At 42.6% G+C, this 17,400-nt stretch carries 17 protein-coding genes and 1 tRNA gene; 9 read left to right on the top strand and 9 right to left on the bottom strand.

Features of this window, described 5'->3' with window-relative positions; genetic code table 11:
- Positions 1 to 16: 16 nt before the first annotated feature.
- Entirely contained in the window at positions 17 to 2,287 is a 2,271-nt protein-coding gene (locus LEP1GSC058_RS12100; protein ID WP_016549776.1) for a caspase family protein, read from the top strand.
- Positions 2,288 to 2,298: 11 nt separating this feature from the next.
- Here the strand turns inward: LEP1GSC058_RS12100 and LEP1GSC058_RS12095 are convergent, their stop codons facing one another.
- On the bottom strand, positions 2,299 to 4,227 hold the full coding sequence (locus LEP1GSC058_RS12095; protein ID WP_039948347.1) for a gamma-glutamyltransferase family protein: 1,929 nt from the start codon (positions 4,225 to 4,227) through the stop codon (positions 2,299 to 2,301).
- Between the two features lie 409 nt (positions 4,228 to 4,636).
- On the opposite strand from LEP1GSC058_RS12095, the gene LEP1GSC058_RS12090 reads away from it, so the two are divergent.
- Positions 4,637 to 6,157: a hypothetical protein gene (locus tag LEP1GSC058_RS12090; RefSeq protein WP_016550309.1), complete on the top strand. Its 1,521-nt coding sequence runs from the start codon at positions 4,637 to 4,639 to the stop codon at positions 6,155 to 6,157.
- A gap of 23 nt (positions 6,158 to 6,180) precedes the next feature.
- Here LEP1GSC058_RS12090 and LEP1GSC058_RS12085 read toward each other — a convergent pair whose 3' ends face one another.
- The 4 genes from LEP1GSC058_RS12085 to LEP1GSC058_RS12070 form a co-directional block, all read right to left on the bottom strand.
- On the bottom strand, positions 6,181 to 7,299 hold the full coding sequence (locus tag LEP1GSC058_RS12085; RefSeq protein WP_016550971.1) for a hypothetical protein: 1,119 nt from the start codon (positions 7,297 to 7,299) through the stop codon (positions 6,181 to 6,183).
- A gap of 51 nt (positions 7,300 to 7,350) precedes the next feature.
- Entirely contained in the window at positions 7,351 to 7,638 is a 288-nt protein-coding gene (locus LEP1GSC058_RS12080) for an acylphosphatase (protein WP_016549327.1), read from the bottom strand.
- Positions 7,639 to 7,702: 64 nt separating this feature from the next.
- Positions 7,703 to 8,122, bottom strand: coding sequence for a globin domain-containing protein (locus tag LEP1GSC058_RS12075; RefSeq protein WP_016550479.1), 420 nt, complete (start codon positions 8,120 to 8,122; stop codon positions 7,703 to 7,705).
- On the bottom strand, positions 8,119 to 8,604 hold the full coding sequence (locus tag LEP1GSC058_RS12070) for an RNA pyrophosphohydrolase (protein WP_039948609.1): 486 nt from the start codon (positions 8,602 to 8,604) through the stop codon (positions 8,119 to 8,121). The genes LEP1GSC058_RS12075 and LEP1GSC058_RS12070 overlap by 4 nt, the downstream gene beginning before the upstream one ends.
- A 265-nt stretch (positions 8,605 to 8,869) precedes the next feature.
- On the opposite strand from LEP1GSC058_RS12070, the gene LEP1GSC058_RS12065 reads away from it, so the two are divergent.
- Positions 8,870 to 9,301: an SET domain-containing protein-lysine N-methyltransferase gene (locus tag LEP1GSC058_RS12065; RefSeq protein ID WP_016550693.1), complete on the top strand. Its 432-nt coding sequence runs from the start codon at positions 8,870 to 8,872 to the stop codon at positions 9,299 to 9,301.
- A 53-nt stretch (positions 9,302 to 9,354) separates the two neighbouring features.
- On the opposite strand, the gene LEP1GSC058_RS12060 is transcribed toward LEP1GSC058_RS12065, so the two are convergent.
- On the bottom strand, positions 9,355 to 10,425 hold the full coding sequence (locus tag LEP1GSC058_RS12060) for an alpha/beta hydrolase (RefSeq protein WP_039948346.1): 1,071 nt from the start codon (positions 10,423 to 10,425) through the stop codon (positions 9,355 to 9,357).
- 310 nt (positions 10,426 to 10,735) lie between these two features.
- On the opposite strand from LEP1GSC058_RS12060, the gene LEP1GSC058_RS12055 reads away from it, so the two are divergent.
- From LEP1GSC058_RS12055 to LEP1GSC058_RS12040, 4 genes are all read left to right on the top strand, one after another.
- Positions 10,736 to 11,335, top strand: a complete 600-nt coding sequence (locus tag LEP1GSC058_RS12055) for a tyrosine-type recombinase/integrase (protein ID WP_016549375.1) — start codon at positions 10,736 to 10,738, stop codon at positions 11,333 to 11,335.
- 144 nt (positions 11,336 to 11,479) lie between these two features.
- Entirely contained in the window at positions 11,480 to 11,815 is a 336-nt protein-coding gene (locus LEP1GSC058_RS12050; RefSeq protein WP_010415527.1) for an STAS domain-containing protein, read from the top strand.
- Between the two features lie 28 nt (positions 11,816 to 11,843).
- Positions 11,844 to 13,352, top strand: coding sequence for an ArnT family glycosyltransferase (locus LEP1GSC058_RS12045; RefSeq protein ID WP_016550289.1), 1,509 nt, complete (start codon positions 11,844 to 11,846; stop codon positions 13,350 to 13,352).
- A gap of 3 nt (positions 13,353 to 13,355) precedes the next feature.
- Positions 13,356 to 13,994, top strand: coding sequence for an SGNH/GDSL hydrolase family protein (locus tag LEP1GSC058_RS12040; RefSeq protein ID WP_016549983.1), 639 nt, complete (start codon positions 13,356 to 13,358; stop codon positions 13,992 to 13,994).
- 14 nt (positions 13,995 to 14,008) lie between these two features.
- On the opposite strand, the gene LEP1GSC058_RS12035 is transcribed toward LEP1GSC058_RS12040, so the two are convergent.
- Positions 14,009 to 14,500, bottom strand: coding sequence for an acyl-CoA thioesterase (locus LEP1GSC058_RS12035; protein WP_039948344.1), 492 nt, complete (start codon positions 14,498 to 14,500; stop codon positions 14,009 to 14,011).
- 83 nt (positions 14,501 to 14,583) lie between these two features.
- A complete protein-coding gene (locus LEP1GSC058_RS12030; RefSeq protein ID WP_039948343.1) occupies positions 14,584 to 15,627 on the bottom strand; it encodes a hypothetical protein in 1,044 nt (347 codons plus the stop codon).
- A gap of 117 nt (positions 15,628 to 15,744) precedes the next feature.
- On the opposite strand from LEP1GSC058_RS12030, the gene LEP1GSC058_RS12025 reads away from it, so the two are divergent.
- On the top strand, positions 15,745 to 16,002 hold the full coding sequence (locus tag LEP1GSC058_RS12025) for an LIMLP_16025 family protein (protein WP_010415511.1): 258 nt from the start codon (positions 15,745 to 15,747) through the stop codon (positions 16,000 to 16,002).
- 75 nt (positions 16,003 to 16,077) lie between these two features.
- Positions 16,078 to 16,896, top strand: coding sequence for a penicillin-binding transpeptidase domain-containing protein (locus LEP1GSC058_RS12020; protein WP_016551006.1), 819 nt, complete (start codon positions 16,078 to 16,080; stop codon positions 16,894 to 16,896).
- Positions 16,897 to 17,283: 387 nt separating this feature from the next.
- Here the strand turns inward: LEP1GSC058_RS12020 and LEP1GSC058_RS12015 are convergent.
- Positions 17,284 to 17,355, bottom strand: a tRNA-Pro gene (locus LEP1GSC058_RS12015).
- Positions 17,356 to 17,400: the final 45 nt, after the last annotated feature.

Raw genomic sequence — 17,400 nt, 5'->3', positions numbered from 1 at the left:
AAAGAAGGCGTTCGCAATGAAAAATTGGTATTCCAGGGCGGTAGTAGCGGCGGTTCTTTTATTATTGGAAGGATCGACTCCTATTCGCCCCGAAATCGAATCCGATATCGTTGAGGAAACTTTTATACCGAAAATCGCGCGTTCATCCGGAGTATTAAGTATTTCGGTTTCCTCAGACGGCAATACGTTCGTTTCAGGATGCGAGGACAAGACCGCTCGAATCTGGAGTCTTAATAATCGGAATTTCTTAACTCTTTCCGAAAACACAAGTCCCGTAACATCAGTCTCTTTTTCGCCTCTCGGAGATAAGATACTTACTAAAGGCGATGGAGATACGGCTACTCTTTGGGACAGTAACGGTCGAAAACTTTTATCTACGCATAGTAGCGAGGGTTGGATCCAAGCCGTATTATTTGCACCGGATGGGAAAAGTTTTTATACTGCATCGGACGATGGAAAGATTTATCAATGGGATCTGACCGGTAAATTAGTCTATCGTTACGTATTTCATACGGATGCGATCACTTCGATCGATGCTTCGAAAGATGGAAAGTTTCTCGTAGCCGGTTCCGACGATGGAAAGGTTTCGATTTGGCAGGTTAAGGGAAAGTTGTTAAAAGAAATGGAAGGCCATGGAGCTTCGGTTTCGGCTGTTGCGATCTCGCCTGATAATTCAATTTTTGCATCGGGCGGTCTCGATAACAAAGCGATACTTTGGAATATGAAAGGGGAGAAGATTCGGGAATTTTTAGGACATTCCTCTTCGCTTTCGAGCATCGCTTTTTCTCCTAATGGGAAATTAATTGCAACGGCGAGTCAGGATAGAACGGCAAGGATTTGGAATTTATCCGGCGAAAAAGTTGCCGAACTAGAAGGTCACACCGAGGATTTGACCGATATAAAATTCCTACATAAGGGGGAAATCTTAATTACCTCAAGTACGGACGGTTCTCATATATTCTGGAATTTAAAAGGAAGGCGCTTAGGAAACGTCATATTAACGGAACGGGGAAAGGTTGTTTTTACGGAAGACGGACGATTCGAATATGATGATTCTCATTCCGCCGACTCAATCGAATTCGAGGATAAAATATCCGGCCAAGTAGTGAATATCGATCAGTTTTTTGACAGGTTATATACGCCTAACCTTTATTCTGAACTATTAAGCGAAGTCAATGGCGCAAAACCTCAAAAAAATATCGCCGAGTTGTATAAGGAATCGCCGGCACCATCCGTCCTGCTAACGATCGCGACTACACCCAGGCCTAAAGAGCAGAAAATCGATTTGGAAATTAAGTCCTGCGATACCGGCGGCGGTGTAAAGGAACTGCTTCTATATCATAACGGTTCGCTAATCGATTTGGAAAAAATTCGGGGAATTAAAATTCAAAACGAAGGAAAGTGTACCACTCAGAAAATTTCCGCGTCTCTGATTTCCGGTGCAAATACGTTTCAAGCGGTGGCTAAGAGTCAACTCGGCATGGCCGCTTATTCTAAAAATTTAAATATCGATTCGGATAAAGTTTCAGGACCCATTCCGAAGCCGGCTTTACATATAGTCGTTATAGGAATCGATCAATACAAGAATACCGATCTCAACCTAAAATATGCCGTAGCGGATGCAAAAGCGATTCGTGATTCGATTCGAGAAAAGGCTGTGGATCTTTTTTCAGCAACGTACGTGTATGAAGCATTCGATAAAGACGCTAGCAAGAGCGGAATCGAGCGAGTATTCGCTTTAGCTGCCGAGAAAGCTCGACCCGAGGATGTGGCGGTGATCTATATCGCAGGTCACGGCCTTTCGGAGGAGCGCACGTATTATTTTTTGCCTCAGGAGAACCCGGGCAATAACATTCAAGCAATTCAATCCGGTCTTTCTCAACAGGAGTTAATTAAACTCGTTTCAAGAATAGATGCCACAAAGAAATTCGTAATGATCGATACTTGCCAATCCGGAGGCGATTGGCTCGTAACAATGCGAGGCGGATCGGAAGATCAGGCCGCCTTAGGAATATTCGCCAAAACTGCGGGCGTTTGGGTGGTGGCAGCATCTTTGAAGAAACAATACGCATGGGAATCCATTATAACCGGCCATGGACTATTAACGACGAGCATATTGGAAGCTTTCGAAGGAAAAGCAGGTAAAGCAAAGACCATGTCCGTAGGAGAATTAATACCTTACATTAACCGAAGGGTTCCCGAGATTGCTAAAGAGTATTTTAAAAAAGAACAATATCCTTATACGGCTCAACATGGACAAGACTTTCCAATAGCTACGGTAAAGTAATACTGCGACTTTCATTCCCCTTCTGCCCAAGATTCTTTTCTAGGGTCCGCTCCTCCGAAAAGTTTACCGGTATTCGGGTCACGCATGGAAACACAAGGTGCTCCAAAATCATACTCCCATTTTTCACGGCCCTTGACGTCGTAACCTATCGATCTAAGAGCGGAGGCTTGCTTGTCGTAGATATCTTTTTCCAACTCGATTCGTCCGGGAGAATAGGTATGCGGAGAAAATGAATCCGGCCAGTTTAAAGATCGGAAACGAGGCGCGTTAACTGCCTCTTGAGGGTTCATCCCGAAAACGACTATATTTAAAAAAGTCTGAACAATGCCTTGTGTTTGCATATCGCCGCCGGGCGTACCTAAACTCATTAAAAATTTTCCATTTTTGAATACCATAGAGGCATTGGGAGTGATCGTAGGCCTTTTTCCGGGAATCAAAGAGGAAGGATGAAGCGGATCTAAACGAAATTGAGTCATTCGAATTCCTAAGGTTAAATCACCGTCGATCATCGGAGACTGAGGAAAATCGCTAGGAGTTAATGAGAGCGAATTTCCTTTTGAATCGATGATACTTAGATACGTCGTGTCTCTTCCGAATTTACCGCTTCCGGTTTTCTCCCAAAAATTGGGAGTCATAATAGAATACTCTGTTTTAGCAATGTATTCTTTGCCGTAATTTTCTTTAAATTCGATATCTAATCCTTGAGTCGAAAGTCTTGTCGATTCAAAAGCGAAAGGATTACCGTGGGGAGGCATTTTAGCGAAGGCAAATTTTCGAAGAAGCGTTCTTCTGCTTTCCGCATATCCTTTACTAAGCAATCCTTTGATTGGAACATACGTAAATTCAGGGTCTCCGAAATATTTTTCCCGATCGGCCATGGCCAGCTCGATCGCTTGTATCACGGTATGAACATATAGAGGGGAATTATGGCCCATCGATTTTAAATCGATGCCATCCAATATCTGAAGAACGATGGGCACTACCGCACCTTGGTTCCAGGTCCTATTGGCGAATATTTTATAAGATCCGAATGTACCCGTTAGAGGTTCCTCCCAACCGCCTGCGTAACTGGTGAAATCCTCTAAAATCATAGTTCCGTCCTGTTTTTCATGAGCCTCCACAATTTTTTTCGCGATAGGGCCTTTGTAAAAATAGTCGCGAACCGCCTCCAAGGAGGATTCCCGATTCTTACCTTCTTTCTTCGCTGCGAGCTCGGCACCTGCTAGTTCTCGAAATGTTTTTGCTAAATCGGGACGGGTAAATCTCTCGTTCAGGTGTAACGGTCTCCACCATCTACCGTGCATGTAGATTTGAGCATTATAGGGTAGTAATATCGAAAAACCGAGTCTTTTGAAGAAATTCATATTAACGTTTCGTAATAAAATTTTATGAACAGGGAAACCTTCTTCGGCGATTCTGACAGCGGGCTCGCTTATTTCGGAAAATGACATAGTTCCGTATTTCTTTAAAAGCGATATGATTACGTCGGGGGAGGCGGGGATTAGTTGTGAAGAATATTTCAACGTTGGAACGGTTTTATAACCTCTTGATTTAAAATATTCTATTGTTGCTTTTGCCGGGGCCTTACCGGCGCCTATGTAGCTTTCTACCTTTCCGGTTTGTGCATTGAAATATAAAAGGGGTGCGACCCCGGGAAACGATGCCTCCTCTCCTTGGGTTACGTTTAAAACTAGTAGCGCGGCGACGCCTGCGTCCGCTGCGGTTCCACCTTTTTTCAGTATGTCGAGTGCAACCTTGGTCGCAAACGGATGACCGCTCGCTACCATTATGGTCGATCCTTTTGCGACAGGACGATCCTGGTGATAAGGGTCCTGCCATTTCATTACATCGGTGGGATGATAGTTTACGATGTAAACAAGCGAAAATACGCTTACTATAATAGAAACCGCATATATTATTGATTGGAGTAAATTCTTCATATTGCCGCCGTCATCGGTAATTGACCGAAGTAAATGAGGCTTTTTTATCGAATGAATTCAAGCTAATTCTATGCAGAATATAGATACGATTTTCGCTTTTATAATCTTCAAATTTGCGTATAAGAATTTCCTTTCAGGATTATCGTTAAAATAATTCCCGCTTACGAAAAGTTTGTGCCGAAGTTTATTTCTGATTTTCAGTAAATGCCGCGTTCGGAGCGGTTAAAAAGAGGGTTCAGGGCCTATGTCTCTTATGAAAGAATTAGTAGTTTAAAATATTATAATCTAATCCTTTCGTATTACAAAAAAGATTAGGATGTTTAAAAAAAGAGATAAACGAATGAAATTTTGAAAGCAACTAAGGCAAAACTGGTGTTAAATGGAGTGGGGAATCAGGGAACCTTCGCTAATGAAAGCCGAAACGATCGAATCTTCTGCGAAAGAAAACATCGCGAGGATGAACCATCCGAGTCTGCGAATGGAGTTAAAAATTCATTCGGGACCGCGCTCTTATTTTGATACGGAAACGGAAAGTCTATTAACGTTATCGAGAATTAATTCCCGCCCGGAAGGTTTGTCGGACGGAAAGCTTCCAACATTGAATGCGGAGATTGATTGGGATCGTAAGACGTACTCCCGAGTGGAATCGCTATTAAAGGAAGGTTTGGTTGTTCTGGTTCCACGAATAAAGTATCGTAAGGAAAAACGCGAAGGAGAAGTAGTATTACATCTCGTTTCGGCAAAAGGAGATACTGTTCGCGATCGAGAAGCGTTCAAAAATTTAATCCTGGAAATTCATCGTCGATCGGCCTGGGCTGTCAGAAATTATACGATCGAAAATCAAACTAGTCGAAACCGCAAATTGGACGTTCTTTTAGACGAGGTTCTTTCCGGAAAATGGATCGGGCCGCGCCGTTCGTCTAACGAAGTCTTAATCGGCTATTTGGAAAGAATTCGCATGCCGGAACTTATTCGCGACGATGCGGTGGCTGAAGCAGAGGAACAGATCGACGCTTTTATGAGGGAAGAAGGATTCGTAATTCCCACCAAGAATTTCGGCTACGTGTATGTGCCGGAGGCCGAAGCGGATTCTCTTTTTAAAAAAACGAAAAATCTTTATAAATATCAATTACTACCGAAATTGACCAATGCGATTCCTACGCTTGAAAATGAAATACGAACTTATCGAGAATCTTTCTTGGACGTTTCTTACGATGAATTAATAGAAGCTCCTATACTCACCAGAGATAGGATGTTCGTCGGGGAATGGCATAAATTTTCGCAAACGATCGTTTCTTCTTTTGAATCCGATATCTTGGCGATCTTGTCTTCGATCGGTACGAAGGCAATCGCATCGGAAGAATATAAGAAGGAGATGGAAAATCGCAAAATTGATCGAAGTTTGCGCCAAGCCCTTCCGGGTGCGGATCCGCCGATGGCAAGATTCTTGAGATTGGAGGGCGCCGATTTTTCCGGAACAAAACTTCCTAAAAGTTTGGAGGAAGATTCGGAATTTCTTAGCATCGTATACTTTGGAGCAAAAGGACCTTGTCTCTGCGTTTGTCCTAATTCGGAAGCGACAGTTTTGGCAATTTTCGGCCAATTAGAGGATAAATATTCCTTTGAGTCTGAAACCGCGTTATCATTTCTCTTAATGATTTATGCTAGGAGAAATCGAATCGGAACTTGGTTTAATAAAGAAGCGTTTCGTGAGGCCTTTTGCGGAGCCGCTTTGGCTTGCTTGGGGAAGAAAGTTCCGTGGCTGTATCGTATGGCTTTTTTTGTCGGCTTTAGAGAATCTCTTTTATCCGAGGTATTCCACGTTCTTTCCGTGCTCGACTACGACCAACTGGACAGAAAATTGGAAGGAGAAAATCAATCTCGAAGAAAATACGATACACTTAGGCAGGAATTTTTGAAAGTAATTTGATCTTACCGGTGGATCGAATCGCTCTACTCTAACAATTCCGCTTTTCCATAAAGCGGTGCGATCACGCGAATTTGATCTTTCTTATAATCCAACGCGTACAAAGTAAAACTAGTATACGGTTTATATTCGCCGTCCTTGCTACCGTTCACTATATGGGGATCTCCCAAAAAATATGCATAGCCATTCTTAACGATCGGGAAGGAGCCGAGATAAGACGATTCGAATCTGCGTTTAGCGATCAAATCGACGACCACTATATAACTGGATTTTCCTTCCGAACGTTCCGTAAAGGCAACCGACTTGCCGTCCGTCCCGACGCTAAGACTAAATTGCTCCTTCGAATTCCCGTCTGTCTTTGGGGGATAAAAAGGTCTGTCTAACTTAACTAACTCGCCTTGCGAAGCCCCTAAAATGTACAGCTTATTTTCCTTTTCGGTGGCCGCACGAATGACTACAAGGTCGTCTATTAAGGAATATACATCTAGAATTTGTAATTTTTCTTTTCCAGTTTCGATCCAAGCTAACGTCGTTATTATACCGGTTTCTGTCGAAAATTTATGAATCGGTACTCGAGTCGAGTCTTCACCGTGCTCCGAATATTTGACCTCGTTTCCCACTAGATAAACGTAATTTTGATCGGCGGATATAAACGGCTGAAGTCCGGGTGTAACGCTTACTTCCTTTTCTTTCTCGTAATCAAAGACGACGGTTTCCCATCGTTCATTAGTTTTTCGCGAAAACAAAAGCCAAGGCTTTCCCCTAAAAAAACCAGAATTTCCCGGAAACGCATCTTTAGAACCGACAATCGTCTTGCCTTTCCCCGATGTTAGGTTGAGTAGAAAGAGCTCACTACGAGTTTTAAATAATATATAATTCTGCTTACGAAATATCGGAAGTCCTTTCTCCAAGGCACCGGTGTAGATTAGCTTCGTTTTTCCGTTGGTCGGAGAAACGGAGACCAAACGAAGAATTCCTTTATCTTCCTGAACAACGTAAATAGGAGAAAGCGGTTCGTTACCGGATTGAATTAGATTGACTCCGACTATGCCGGAATTTTGAAAGAATAGTAAGAAAAATAACAGACCTTGGAAGAAAAGATTAACTTTACCTTTTCGGAGAAACGCCTGTTTCACCTTCTTCATATAGGCCATTCTCGCCTCAAAGAATCGATTCGTCAGTAATTTAATCCGTTGCTAACGCTTGATTTCAAAGGTTCTAAAATTCCCTTTAGCCTCTTCCCATTGGATCGTTGCTTCGACGACTTTAGCCTTAGATGGACCTCGTTGGACCGCCTTATACAGATCTTCTATAAAAACTTTGTCTCCTTCAACGATGACTTCGACTTCGCCCGAGGGAAGATTCATCGTATATCCGGTGAGCCTACATTCCTGTGCTCGTTGTAAAACGAAGTAGCGAAACCCCACCCCTTGAACGGCTCCTCGCACTCTAATTTTCGCTCTCGTTTGATTCTTACTTGCCATTCGCCCTCCTGAAAAAGAATATTCTAAGAATCAGCGTCGAATTTGAAACAAGAAATCCTTTGTTTCATGCCGTATTCACCATCCAAGCCGAGAATCCTTGAAGAAATTCCCAAATAATATCTTTTGATTCTTGATCCACTTCCCAATCTTGAATTGCTTCCCGATAACAAGAAAGCCAAGCTCTTCGGGATTTTTCATCTATAGGGAAAGGCAGATGTCTTGCCCTCATTCTAGGCGCCCCGTATCTTTCTACATAATAAGGCGGTCCGCCTACTACTTGAATTAAAAAGTCGGCGGACTTTTGTATGCTATGCTCCAAATTTTCAGGAAACATCCAAGCAATAGGACTGGATGGTATTTTTCGGTAAAAATCGGCGACTAGGCTCCGCAATTTTTCTTCACCTAACTTTAAAAAAAGCGTGCGAAGCCTTGGATCCGGAGCAGGAGGGCCGGAGGGAGGTATATGAATGGAATGCTCGCTCAAAGTATGGACCCTCTTGATAAGTAAGATCTAATCTTCGGTTCAAATTCTGCGACAAGCCTTTCATAAACGTCGCGTTTAAATGGAACGACGGTCGATAGGCACTCGTGAACGGGAATGAAACGGACTCTTTCGAATTCACGTTCATGCACGTCTAACCGACAATCTTCTGCGATACCGTTCCAATAAATTAGGAACCATTTTTGTGTTTGTCCTCTGAATTTCTTTAGATGCTTATTCAGGCTAAGGCTTTCCGGGAATTCGTATTGTATCCATCCGGGGTATTCATAGATTATGATACCGTTTTGAATGCCGACTTCCTCATAAAGTTCGCGTTGCGCAGCTTCTTCCGAACCTTCCCCTTCATCTATTCCCCCTTGCGGGAATTGCCAGGACCCCAGGAAGTTAGTTCGCTCCCCTACCAGCACCTTTCCCTTCGAATTAAAGACGACCATTCCGACGTTCTTTCTATACGGTTTTTCCATTCTATAGGAAGAAAACATCGTAGATGTTTATGAGACAAGCGGTTTCCCTTTAAATGGTTTTCCGTATCGATTGAATATGTCTATAAGTATCAGGGGGTTTACCTATTATCGATACCTCACTTAAGTAATTCGAAGCGATGATGCGAGTAGATACCTTATAGTAAAACATAGATACGTCAATAAATGAATAGAGGATAGACAAAGTGAAGCCGTCCTATTCATTGGGACAAAAGCTATTATCTTTTAGGAGGATAGTATTTCGAAGATGCAAGTGCAACGTAAAGGTAGTCGCCGTCGAATATTTATTGAAGCAGACTTCGAGATTCGGGAATCTCATATTCCCGGTATAGGAATGGGTCTTTTCCCAAAGGAAGACGTTCAAAAAGGCGATACGGTCGGCTTCTATACCGGTCGAGTTTTGGACGATAAATCGGCAAACTCGTCCAAATATTGCGAATCGAAATACTTACTTTGGATCTGTAAGGATCATTGGATCTACGGAGAAGGTAAAAAATCCAACTACACCCGTTATATTAACCATAGTACAAAACCGAATATTAAATTAGTTGTATCTACTCGATGGAAAACCGCCCGCTTCGAAGCTCTTCGGAAAATCCGCGCGGGAGAAGAGCTTTTCTTCGATTACGGCGACGAGTATTGGATTAACGTAGATATTTCCCCGGTGGAGCGGAACTAGGCATATTCAATTTTCATGGTCAGAGGACTACCCATGAATTTATCCTAGTTCCGCTATGCGGCAACCGTTTCTCGGTCTTCCTTTTTTTCGTACAAAGCCTTGGATTGACCGATATGTTTGAAAAAGAAGGCAAATCCATTAATTAAATCGAATATAGCAGGAATGGTCTTTAGGGAAATTCCGACGTCTCCATGCGAAATTAACGGAGTTAAAACGAGCTTCACTCTCTTACTTGACAACGCTTCAGCCATAATTACCGCTTCCGCCGGCGGAACTACCTTGTCTTCAAGTCCGTGGACGATTGAAATCGGGCAAGATATCGACTCTAATTTATCCTTTACTTGTAAATCCTTTAAGAACGAGGCTTTCTTTCCCGCGTTGTCTAAAATTTTACGCCAAACCTCCTGTCTGTATGTGGGATTGTCTCTTAGCTCTTCGAAAATTTTTCGATTTATGGATTTTATGGATTCGAGTATCCCGGGCAATTCCAGCATCTCTCGTCCATAGCTTCCGTCCAAAACGCATGCCTTAATCGCTTTCTCAACTTCCTTGTTATCGCCGATTCCATATTTTATAAAATTATAAAGTAAAATCATTCGACCATACTCGTCTCCGTCCGGGGAGGTCATTAGGTAATCCAAAGTGGACGTGACATCGCAATAGGCGCCGATCGTTAAAATGGATTCGATACGATTTGAAATTTTAGGGTTAGAGGCCGCGATCAAGCCCATGCTTCCGGAAAATGAAGGAGCAATATAGGAAAGTTTTCCTTGGGGACAATAAACGGGGTCGGAAGAAACGTTTACGATCATATCTTGTATAGTATGAATCGTTTCTTTTTCGATTCGAAATTCGGTCACTTCTTTCAGTAGAGGAGAAATTACGGTATAACCGACGGCACAGGCGGCTTGGCAAACCGCGGCAAATCTTGGATCTTTATTCCCTAAGTATGCCAGACCGTTGACCGCTAAGATGGTCCCCTTCGAATCGTTTTTAGGCGTGTAAAGAATTGCAGGGATCTCTTTGTCGGGTAATGAAAGTAGTATTTCGGTTTCTTTCACCCGTGGTGGTTCAGAGCTTTGACAATGGAGAGCAAATAGTGCGGCTTCCAAGAAATTTTTCATAACTCGTATCGGACTAAGCTTTGGTTAAAAGACGATAACATTTCCATGACGTTTTTCGAATTTGCCCGGGGTTTTACGGAAAAAAAGGAAATTTTGTTACAACGGGGATTTCACGCGCTGATACCGAGATAAATTGCAAGTAAAATTCAAGATTTACCCCGGAATAGTAATTCCATTGAAAGGGGGTTTCGTTCGTCGGTAATGGCTTTTCCGCGAGACTTCGGCAATTTCGCTTAAATTTTACTTTTCTTGACTCTTCATTTTTAGATATTCCATCAAAAAGCAAAAAACTAATTTATAGGAAATTGAAATGGTTTCATCAGAATTTTTCCGTAAACCGGATCGATCTGAATTTGAAGATGAAAATTACTCCGGGTTTCTATCTAAACCGGACTTGCGAAGACTTTTTGATGCAGCCAAAAGTAATGAAAATCATTATCTTTGGCTGCGGATGATTTATTCTTTCGGTCTGCTTATAACCGAACTGGTTTTTATTGAGGTTCGGGATTTAGACTGGGCGACAAATCAGATTACGATTAAGCATTCCCAAAAATTAAGGAGTAGAACTCTCCCGATCCCTATTTCTCTGCAAAGAGATTTATGGTTCGCTTCGCGGGGCAAATCAGAAAATGCATTCTTATTTTCGGGTAGATCCGGACGGATTCACCCGCGAACCATTCAGAAAATGTTTTCAAAGTTAGAGGCAGCGTGCGGGCTTTCCGTAAGCGTAATTCGATTACGAAGATCGCTTGGGGTCCATTTAATCGAAGCCGGCTGGGGGGTGGAAAAAATTCGAGAGCATCTCGGTTTTTCTTCGAAGAGATCCGTTCAAGAATTGCTGGGTCCTGCGAGAAATCCTCAAGTCGGAAAAATGTTTCCATTAGAGGAAATTCTGGGGGCTGCAGCGTAAGTTGGAATAACCGGAAACCCTAAAAATTTGTTGTAAAACCCCATTTCCTCCCTATTTTAGTCTCGGACGAGCGTTTCTGATCCCTTTTTTAAAGAGGAAAGATTGATTGGGACACGCTTTTCCAGACGTTAGCGGGAGCCTCACTTGGAAATTAAGACCAAAAAAATCGGGAAACATACCCTCGTTCAATTGGACGGCCGGTTAGATATTACCCATTCCGACGAGGTTGAGGCAAAACTCTTAGACGACGTTCAAGCGGGTTTAGGAGATATCATAATTAATTTGCAAAATATCTCGTACATCTCTTCATCAGGAATCAGAATCTTCGTTGGAATGGTGCGCGAGTTAGAAAAGCAAGGTCGCAAGCTCAAGCTTTGCTGCATTACGCCAAACGTAAAAAAAGTGTTCGATGTAGTGGAATTACTGGATTTGTTCGAGGTTTTCGAAACCGAGCAAGAAGCAGTCGCAACGCTTAAATAAATTTATAGGGGGACCGTAACTGGAACCGATGAAGTCCCCTGAATTCCAGTCTAAATCCGACCGAATCTCGGAAATAGTCTCTCTCTTCGGGTTAGCCGTCTTATCGGTTCTTTATTTATCCGCATTCCAACTTTCTAAAAAAGAATTTCCGCCAACTTGGCCGGACGAAGTCCTTTTTTATTCTCCATCGATGGATTTTGCGACTCATGGGACGTTTCGCACCGTCGTTCTCGAAGGCTTGATTCCCGGAATGGAAAGTAAGACACTTTGGATGCCCCCTTTATTTTTCATTTTAAACGGGACGGTTCTTTCCTTTTTCGTAGGAGGAATCGAAGTTCTTCGTTTATTTTCAGCGCTCGTGTCTCTCGGTTCCGTTTGGTTGTTTTGGTTTTTGTTAAAAGAAATCGGTTTTTCATCCCGAGCAAGATTAGGCGCTTGTCTATTGCTCGTTACGGATCTGCTTTTTCTTAGAGTCGGTTGGATGGCGCGAATGGAGGCGCTCTGTCTTTTTTGGGCGCTGGCATCCATTTTCTTTTTGGCAAGAAAAGTCAGCTGGAACGGAGAAACGAAGAATAGTCTTACTTATTTGGAAGGTTTTGGATCTGGATTTTTTTTAGGCCTTTCTTTTTTGTCTCATCCTTTCGGCGCAGTATTCGGAATTCCAGCGCTCTTTCTAATTCATCGAGCCAAGGCCTGGAATATTTGGACATTTTGGGCGGGTGGAGTTCTTCCGTTAATCGGTTGGGCGATTTGGATTCATCCCGATTGGGAATTATTTATCATTCAATTTGGAGCGCAATTCGGAAGAAAGAAGGAACTGCTACAAACGTTTTCTCCATTAACGAAAGTGAAAGTTCTATTAGGAGGATACGAGAGTCCGGGTTCCCGTCTTTGGTTTTACGTAGCTTTGCTATTCGGAATATGGGTAGTCCGAAGAGAATTGTTAGAAAGGAGGAATTTAGCGTTCTTCTTATTGCTCTGGTTATTTACGATTATAGCTTTTTTATTTCTTTCAACGGAATATTATTACGTAATGTATCTGTGCCTCCCTCTCTCCGCTTTAGGCGGTTTTTTCTTTGAACGAATCAGAAGTAGAAGAATCCAATACGTAGCGGGGTTACTGGTTTTTTGCAATCTGTTCATCCTATTTTATGCATATAGAAAAATCGGCTTTGCAAATCCGGAATTCGATTTGAACGCGAAATTTTCGCAAGCGATATTAACCGAATTAAAGGGTTCCAAACGGGTGTATCTTCAAGCGATTCCGGACCCGTATTTTCTTCTCGTCAAAGGGTTACCCGACTCTACGATACTCGAATTTATTCCGGGAGAATTACCGATTTCGCCGGATGAGTTTCTTCCGACTTTGCAAACGATCGACACCTTTGTATTTTCCGAAGGCCAAAAACGAAACGAACATGTTCAGCGGTTTCTTGAAGAAAACTCGAATAAGTTTAAAATGAGAAGCGTTTCAGTAGAGCCGTCGACTCCGAGAAAGCTTGTAAAAGCGGAAGCGGTAATTTATCTCAGAAGATAAACCATGAAACGATCCGAATTCATCGTAACCTTGCTGTCGTTTCTTTTATTCATCGATTGCTATTCCGAAAAACATGCGCAGGATTTGACCGCCTTACTTCCGCAGGGTGCCAGCATTCCCGTTGCGATAATCGGTGATTCCTTGTGCGAGCGATCGCAAGCATTTGATTTGTCGGATGGATTGGGTTCTCATTTTCAAGTCTTGAATGTTTGCGTAACCGGCAGTACCGTACCGGATTGGTTGCAAAATGTGGATCGCGCCCTTACGAACTCTCCAAAAATTGTCATCATCGAATTGGGAACGAACGACGTTTCCTCCTATCCCACAAGTCAATTCCCCGCAAATTACGATCGACTCTTGTCGAGCATTTCCCTGAAAACGGATGCGATCATACTTGTAACTGTGCTTCCGCCGCCTTTAGATCCGGGTTTTAGAACGGCAGTTTTGCAGATCAATACGTATCTGAAGTCGCTTTCTACCGCTCATCCGATTGCGGATATGGAAACTCCTTTTTTGCAAACCGAGAACACCATTCCTCTATATCCTCAAACCGATCCGATACATCCCGATCCGGCAGGCATTGCGATTATGAAAGCGGTCTACATAAAGCAAATCGGAAAGATCAGCGGGCTTTCTCTTTGACGTGAGCCGGAATTTTACCGACTTCCTTTCTCTTTAATTTTACGGAGAAGTTCGCGGTTTGATTCCTGTCTTAAAATTGCGTTCTCATACCTCCTGATTTCAATGCTACTTTCCGGTTGAAGTTTCGGAATCGGGCAGGGTTTTTTATTTTCATCCAGAGCGACAAAAGTTAGATATGCGGTCGTTGCCCTCACGACGACACCGGTATAAGGATTTTCTTTAGAGACTTGTACTCCTATTTCCATCGAAGATCTTCCGGTAAAATTTACCGACGCTTTCAGAATGACGTGATCTCCTACCGAGATCGGTTCCAAGAAATTCAGTTTGTCAACGCTGGCCGTCACTGCCTCTCGGCCGCAATGCCTTTGTGCTACCATGACTGCAATTAAATCTATCCAAGACATCAGGACTCCCCCGAAGAGGGTCCCGTAATGGTTTGCATGGTCGGGCATTACGATATGTCTTGTTTCTACGGCAGAATCGCGGGGACTTTTAACTATTTCCATAAAATACTAATATGTTAACGGTTTGATTCATCTCCGTTTCGGACAAGAAAAGAATCGAACGGATTCGAAGTCAGGATTCTTAACTATTGAAAGGAGCAATCCAAGACAAAGTCGTTAAAGACCTGCGATACGTACAATTTATCCTTATATGGGATTGCCGTGCTTCCTGCGGAAATTTCTTCTCCCGAATTGGCATATATTTCTTTGAACGTATCGTCGGGATTAATAACGAAAATCTGAGTCGGGGACGGATAGTCCTTATTACGAAGATGTCTTAAAAACTTCCATGTGGAATGGTGCCCGACAACGAAAATTCTTCCCTTTTCGTCGGCCTCAAGATTATCAGTTCCGGTATCGACGAAGATTTTCTTAGGCTCGCCTAAAATAATTTTTCCCGAACTACGATCTACCGGAAATTTAAAGACGGCACGATCCATAAAGCCGGAACGATAAAGAAATTCTTTGCCATCCGTCCTTTTTATCAATAAAATTCCATTTCCATAATATAACGGATTTCCTAAAGACGACCAGGATTTTCCGTTATAGAGGGATATTTCCGATCTAGCGCTCCGGAATAAGTCATCGAAGAAATAGCGGAGCTTCCCGCCCTGTCCGTGATCATTCGAAACATAAATTTCGTTTTCCGATTCAACAAACAAATCGTTCGGACTGGTAAGCAGCGGATCTTTTAAGGTTTGGATATGTTTCCAAGTTCCTGTCGGAGTTTTTTGATCCGGCGGAGACGTTCTTTCGAAGATTTCGATGCTATGTTCTTGAAAAGGAATTATGTGAGAAATTACGTAAAGCCTATATACTCCACTCTTTATTAGAAGACTAATTCCATGCGGATGAAACGGTTTCGGATAATCGATCGCTAAGGGAATTGGTTTCGGCGAAGGATTTGCAGTATTCAAGACGTAAATTTTTCCTTCTTGGTCGCTGATTCTACGTTCGTGTGAAGATACATAAAGCAGTCCTTCCTTTCGATCGATCGCAATATCTTCGGGGCCCGGCATTCCCGAGACTTTGCTGCAAGCCGGGAGGGGAATCGTTTTCAGTTCGGCAGAGCAAGAAATAGATAAAAAGCAGAGTAGAATGGATATTTTGGATAGAAGGCTATTTTGCATGGGACTTAGGATTTAAACCAAAAACCTTCGTGGCAATCCAGATTCGACAAAACGCTATAATTTTCTGCTTGCATTTATTGTGCGCTGCATAAAAATATAAAAAAAGGAACGTGCTGGATGGATAACCAAAAACTTAACGATCTTATAAACGCGGGAATCGGCGCAGTTCAAACATCGAAAGAGATCTTCGATAAACTCCTGGAAGACCTAAACGAAGGAAAGGAGAAGGTCGAACAACGCTTTGATGAGTTACGCGCCCAAGGTGAAAAAGACCTTAGCGACAGCGCCTTGAAATTTAAAGTTCCCCTAGCATGGGGAATCGTGAAATTCGAAGAAATTCGGGAAAACCTTCTCAAACAATTCTTAAATAAATAACTTTGAACTTTCGTTTCCGCCGGATTCGAATCCTACCTTCGGATAAATATTTTATCCCAGATAAACGGTAAACAAGTGTCTATAATCAGGTTTCTACTGCCTTGGATTCTCGTCTTTGCAGTTAGTCGGCCGATTTTATCGGAGAGGATTCTCGCAAACCAGCACGAGCTTTTGCTAGTCTCTAATTTCCTTATAAATCAAAATAAGATCCCAGAAATAAAAACATACGGGGACGAGGCTTTTACGAAAGTCCGATTTTCCCCCGCGTCCACTTTCAAAACATATTTAGCTCTTTCTTTATTAGAAAATAGAATTATGGATCCGGAAGCAAAAATTCTATGTTCCGATTCTCATATCCCCGGTTCTCCCCGAAGTCTGAATTTGCGCGAGGCGCTATTTTACTCTTCCAACGATTATTTCTCGATACAGTTTCCTAAACTTGGTCGGAAGAAATTAGAAAAAACTTTAAAAAGGATCGGATATGGGCAAATGCCTGATAAGCCCGATCCGTCCAAAAAAGGAAAGCTTCCTTATAGCTGGTGGACGAACGAGATGGGTTTAAAGCATGGGGGCGGCCTTCGATTGCTTCCGGAAGAGGTTCATAGTTTTTGGGTTTCGGTTTTTTGGAAAAGAGGCCGAGGTGTTTCGGAATCCGTTTATCGATCCTGGATATCCAGCTTATTCTGGTCGGATTGCCCGGAACGAAACGGAACTATTTTCGGAAAGACAGGTTCTTGGGAAGGGAGCTATTGGTTTCAGGGAATTTTAATTTCGAAACAAAGTCCCGATTCTTTAGCCGTTACGATATTAAGTAAATCCAAAGACGCGAATAGAACTGCCACAATAAACCGATTTTATGAAATTATCGGATGTAAAATGCCTCCGTTAGAATAGCGGATTTTCAATTCTCAAGTTCATTTGGCCGAGAAGTCCCCGCCCTTCCTGGGCGGGGGCCGGAGCGCAGCGGCGGAATTGCCGTAATTTCACAAAATTGATAATATGACAACCTTTTTCTACTCGGGGCAATTCTGTTGGAGCTCCTACCGATTTCTATACGCAAATTTCGGACTGAAAAGCGCCCAAGCGTATTTACAGATTCGAACAAGCTCAAACTCATGTAGGAATATTATAAAATTGTTATCAAATAATTCGGAAAAAATTGAATCATTTATTGAACGACAAAATCGATAACGGACGAAAGAATTTCAGTACTTTCGAAAGGTTGTCTGCACTGGAAAGCTTTGAAATCGGCGGGAAAATTTTGAACGCAGAAAGAAATCTTCGGAGTGACTGGATTCGAACCAGCGACCCCTTCCCCCCCAGAGAAGTGCGCTACCACTGCGCTACACCCCGATTCTCTTTCTTCTTTGGATGATTTTTCGAATTTAGGTGGAGTGT

It is taken from the genome of Leptospira fainei serovar Hurstbridge str. BUT 6, assembly GCF_000306235.2.
Classification (GTDB): Bacteria; Spirochaetota; Leptospiria; order Leptospirales; family Leptospiraceae; genus Leptospira_B; species Leptospira_B fainei.
Note: the sequence above shows the minus strand (reverse complement) of the source record. Positions and strands in the feature narration are given on the sequence as shown.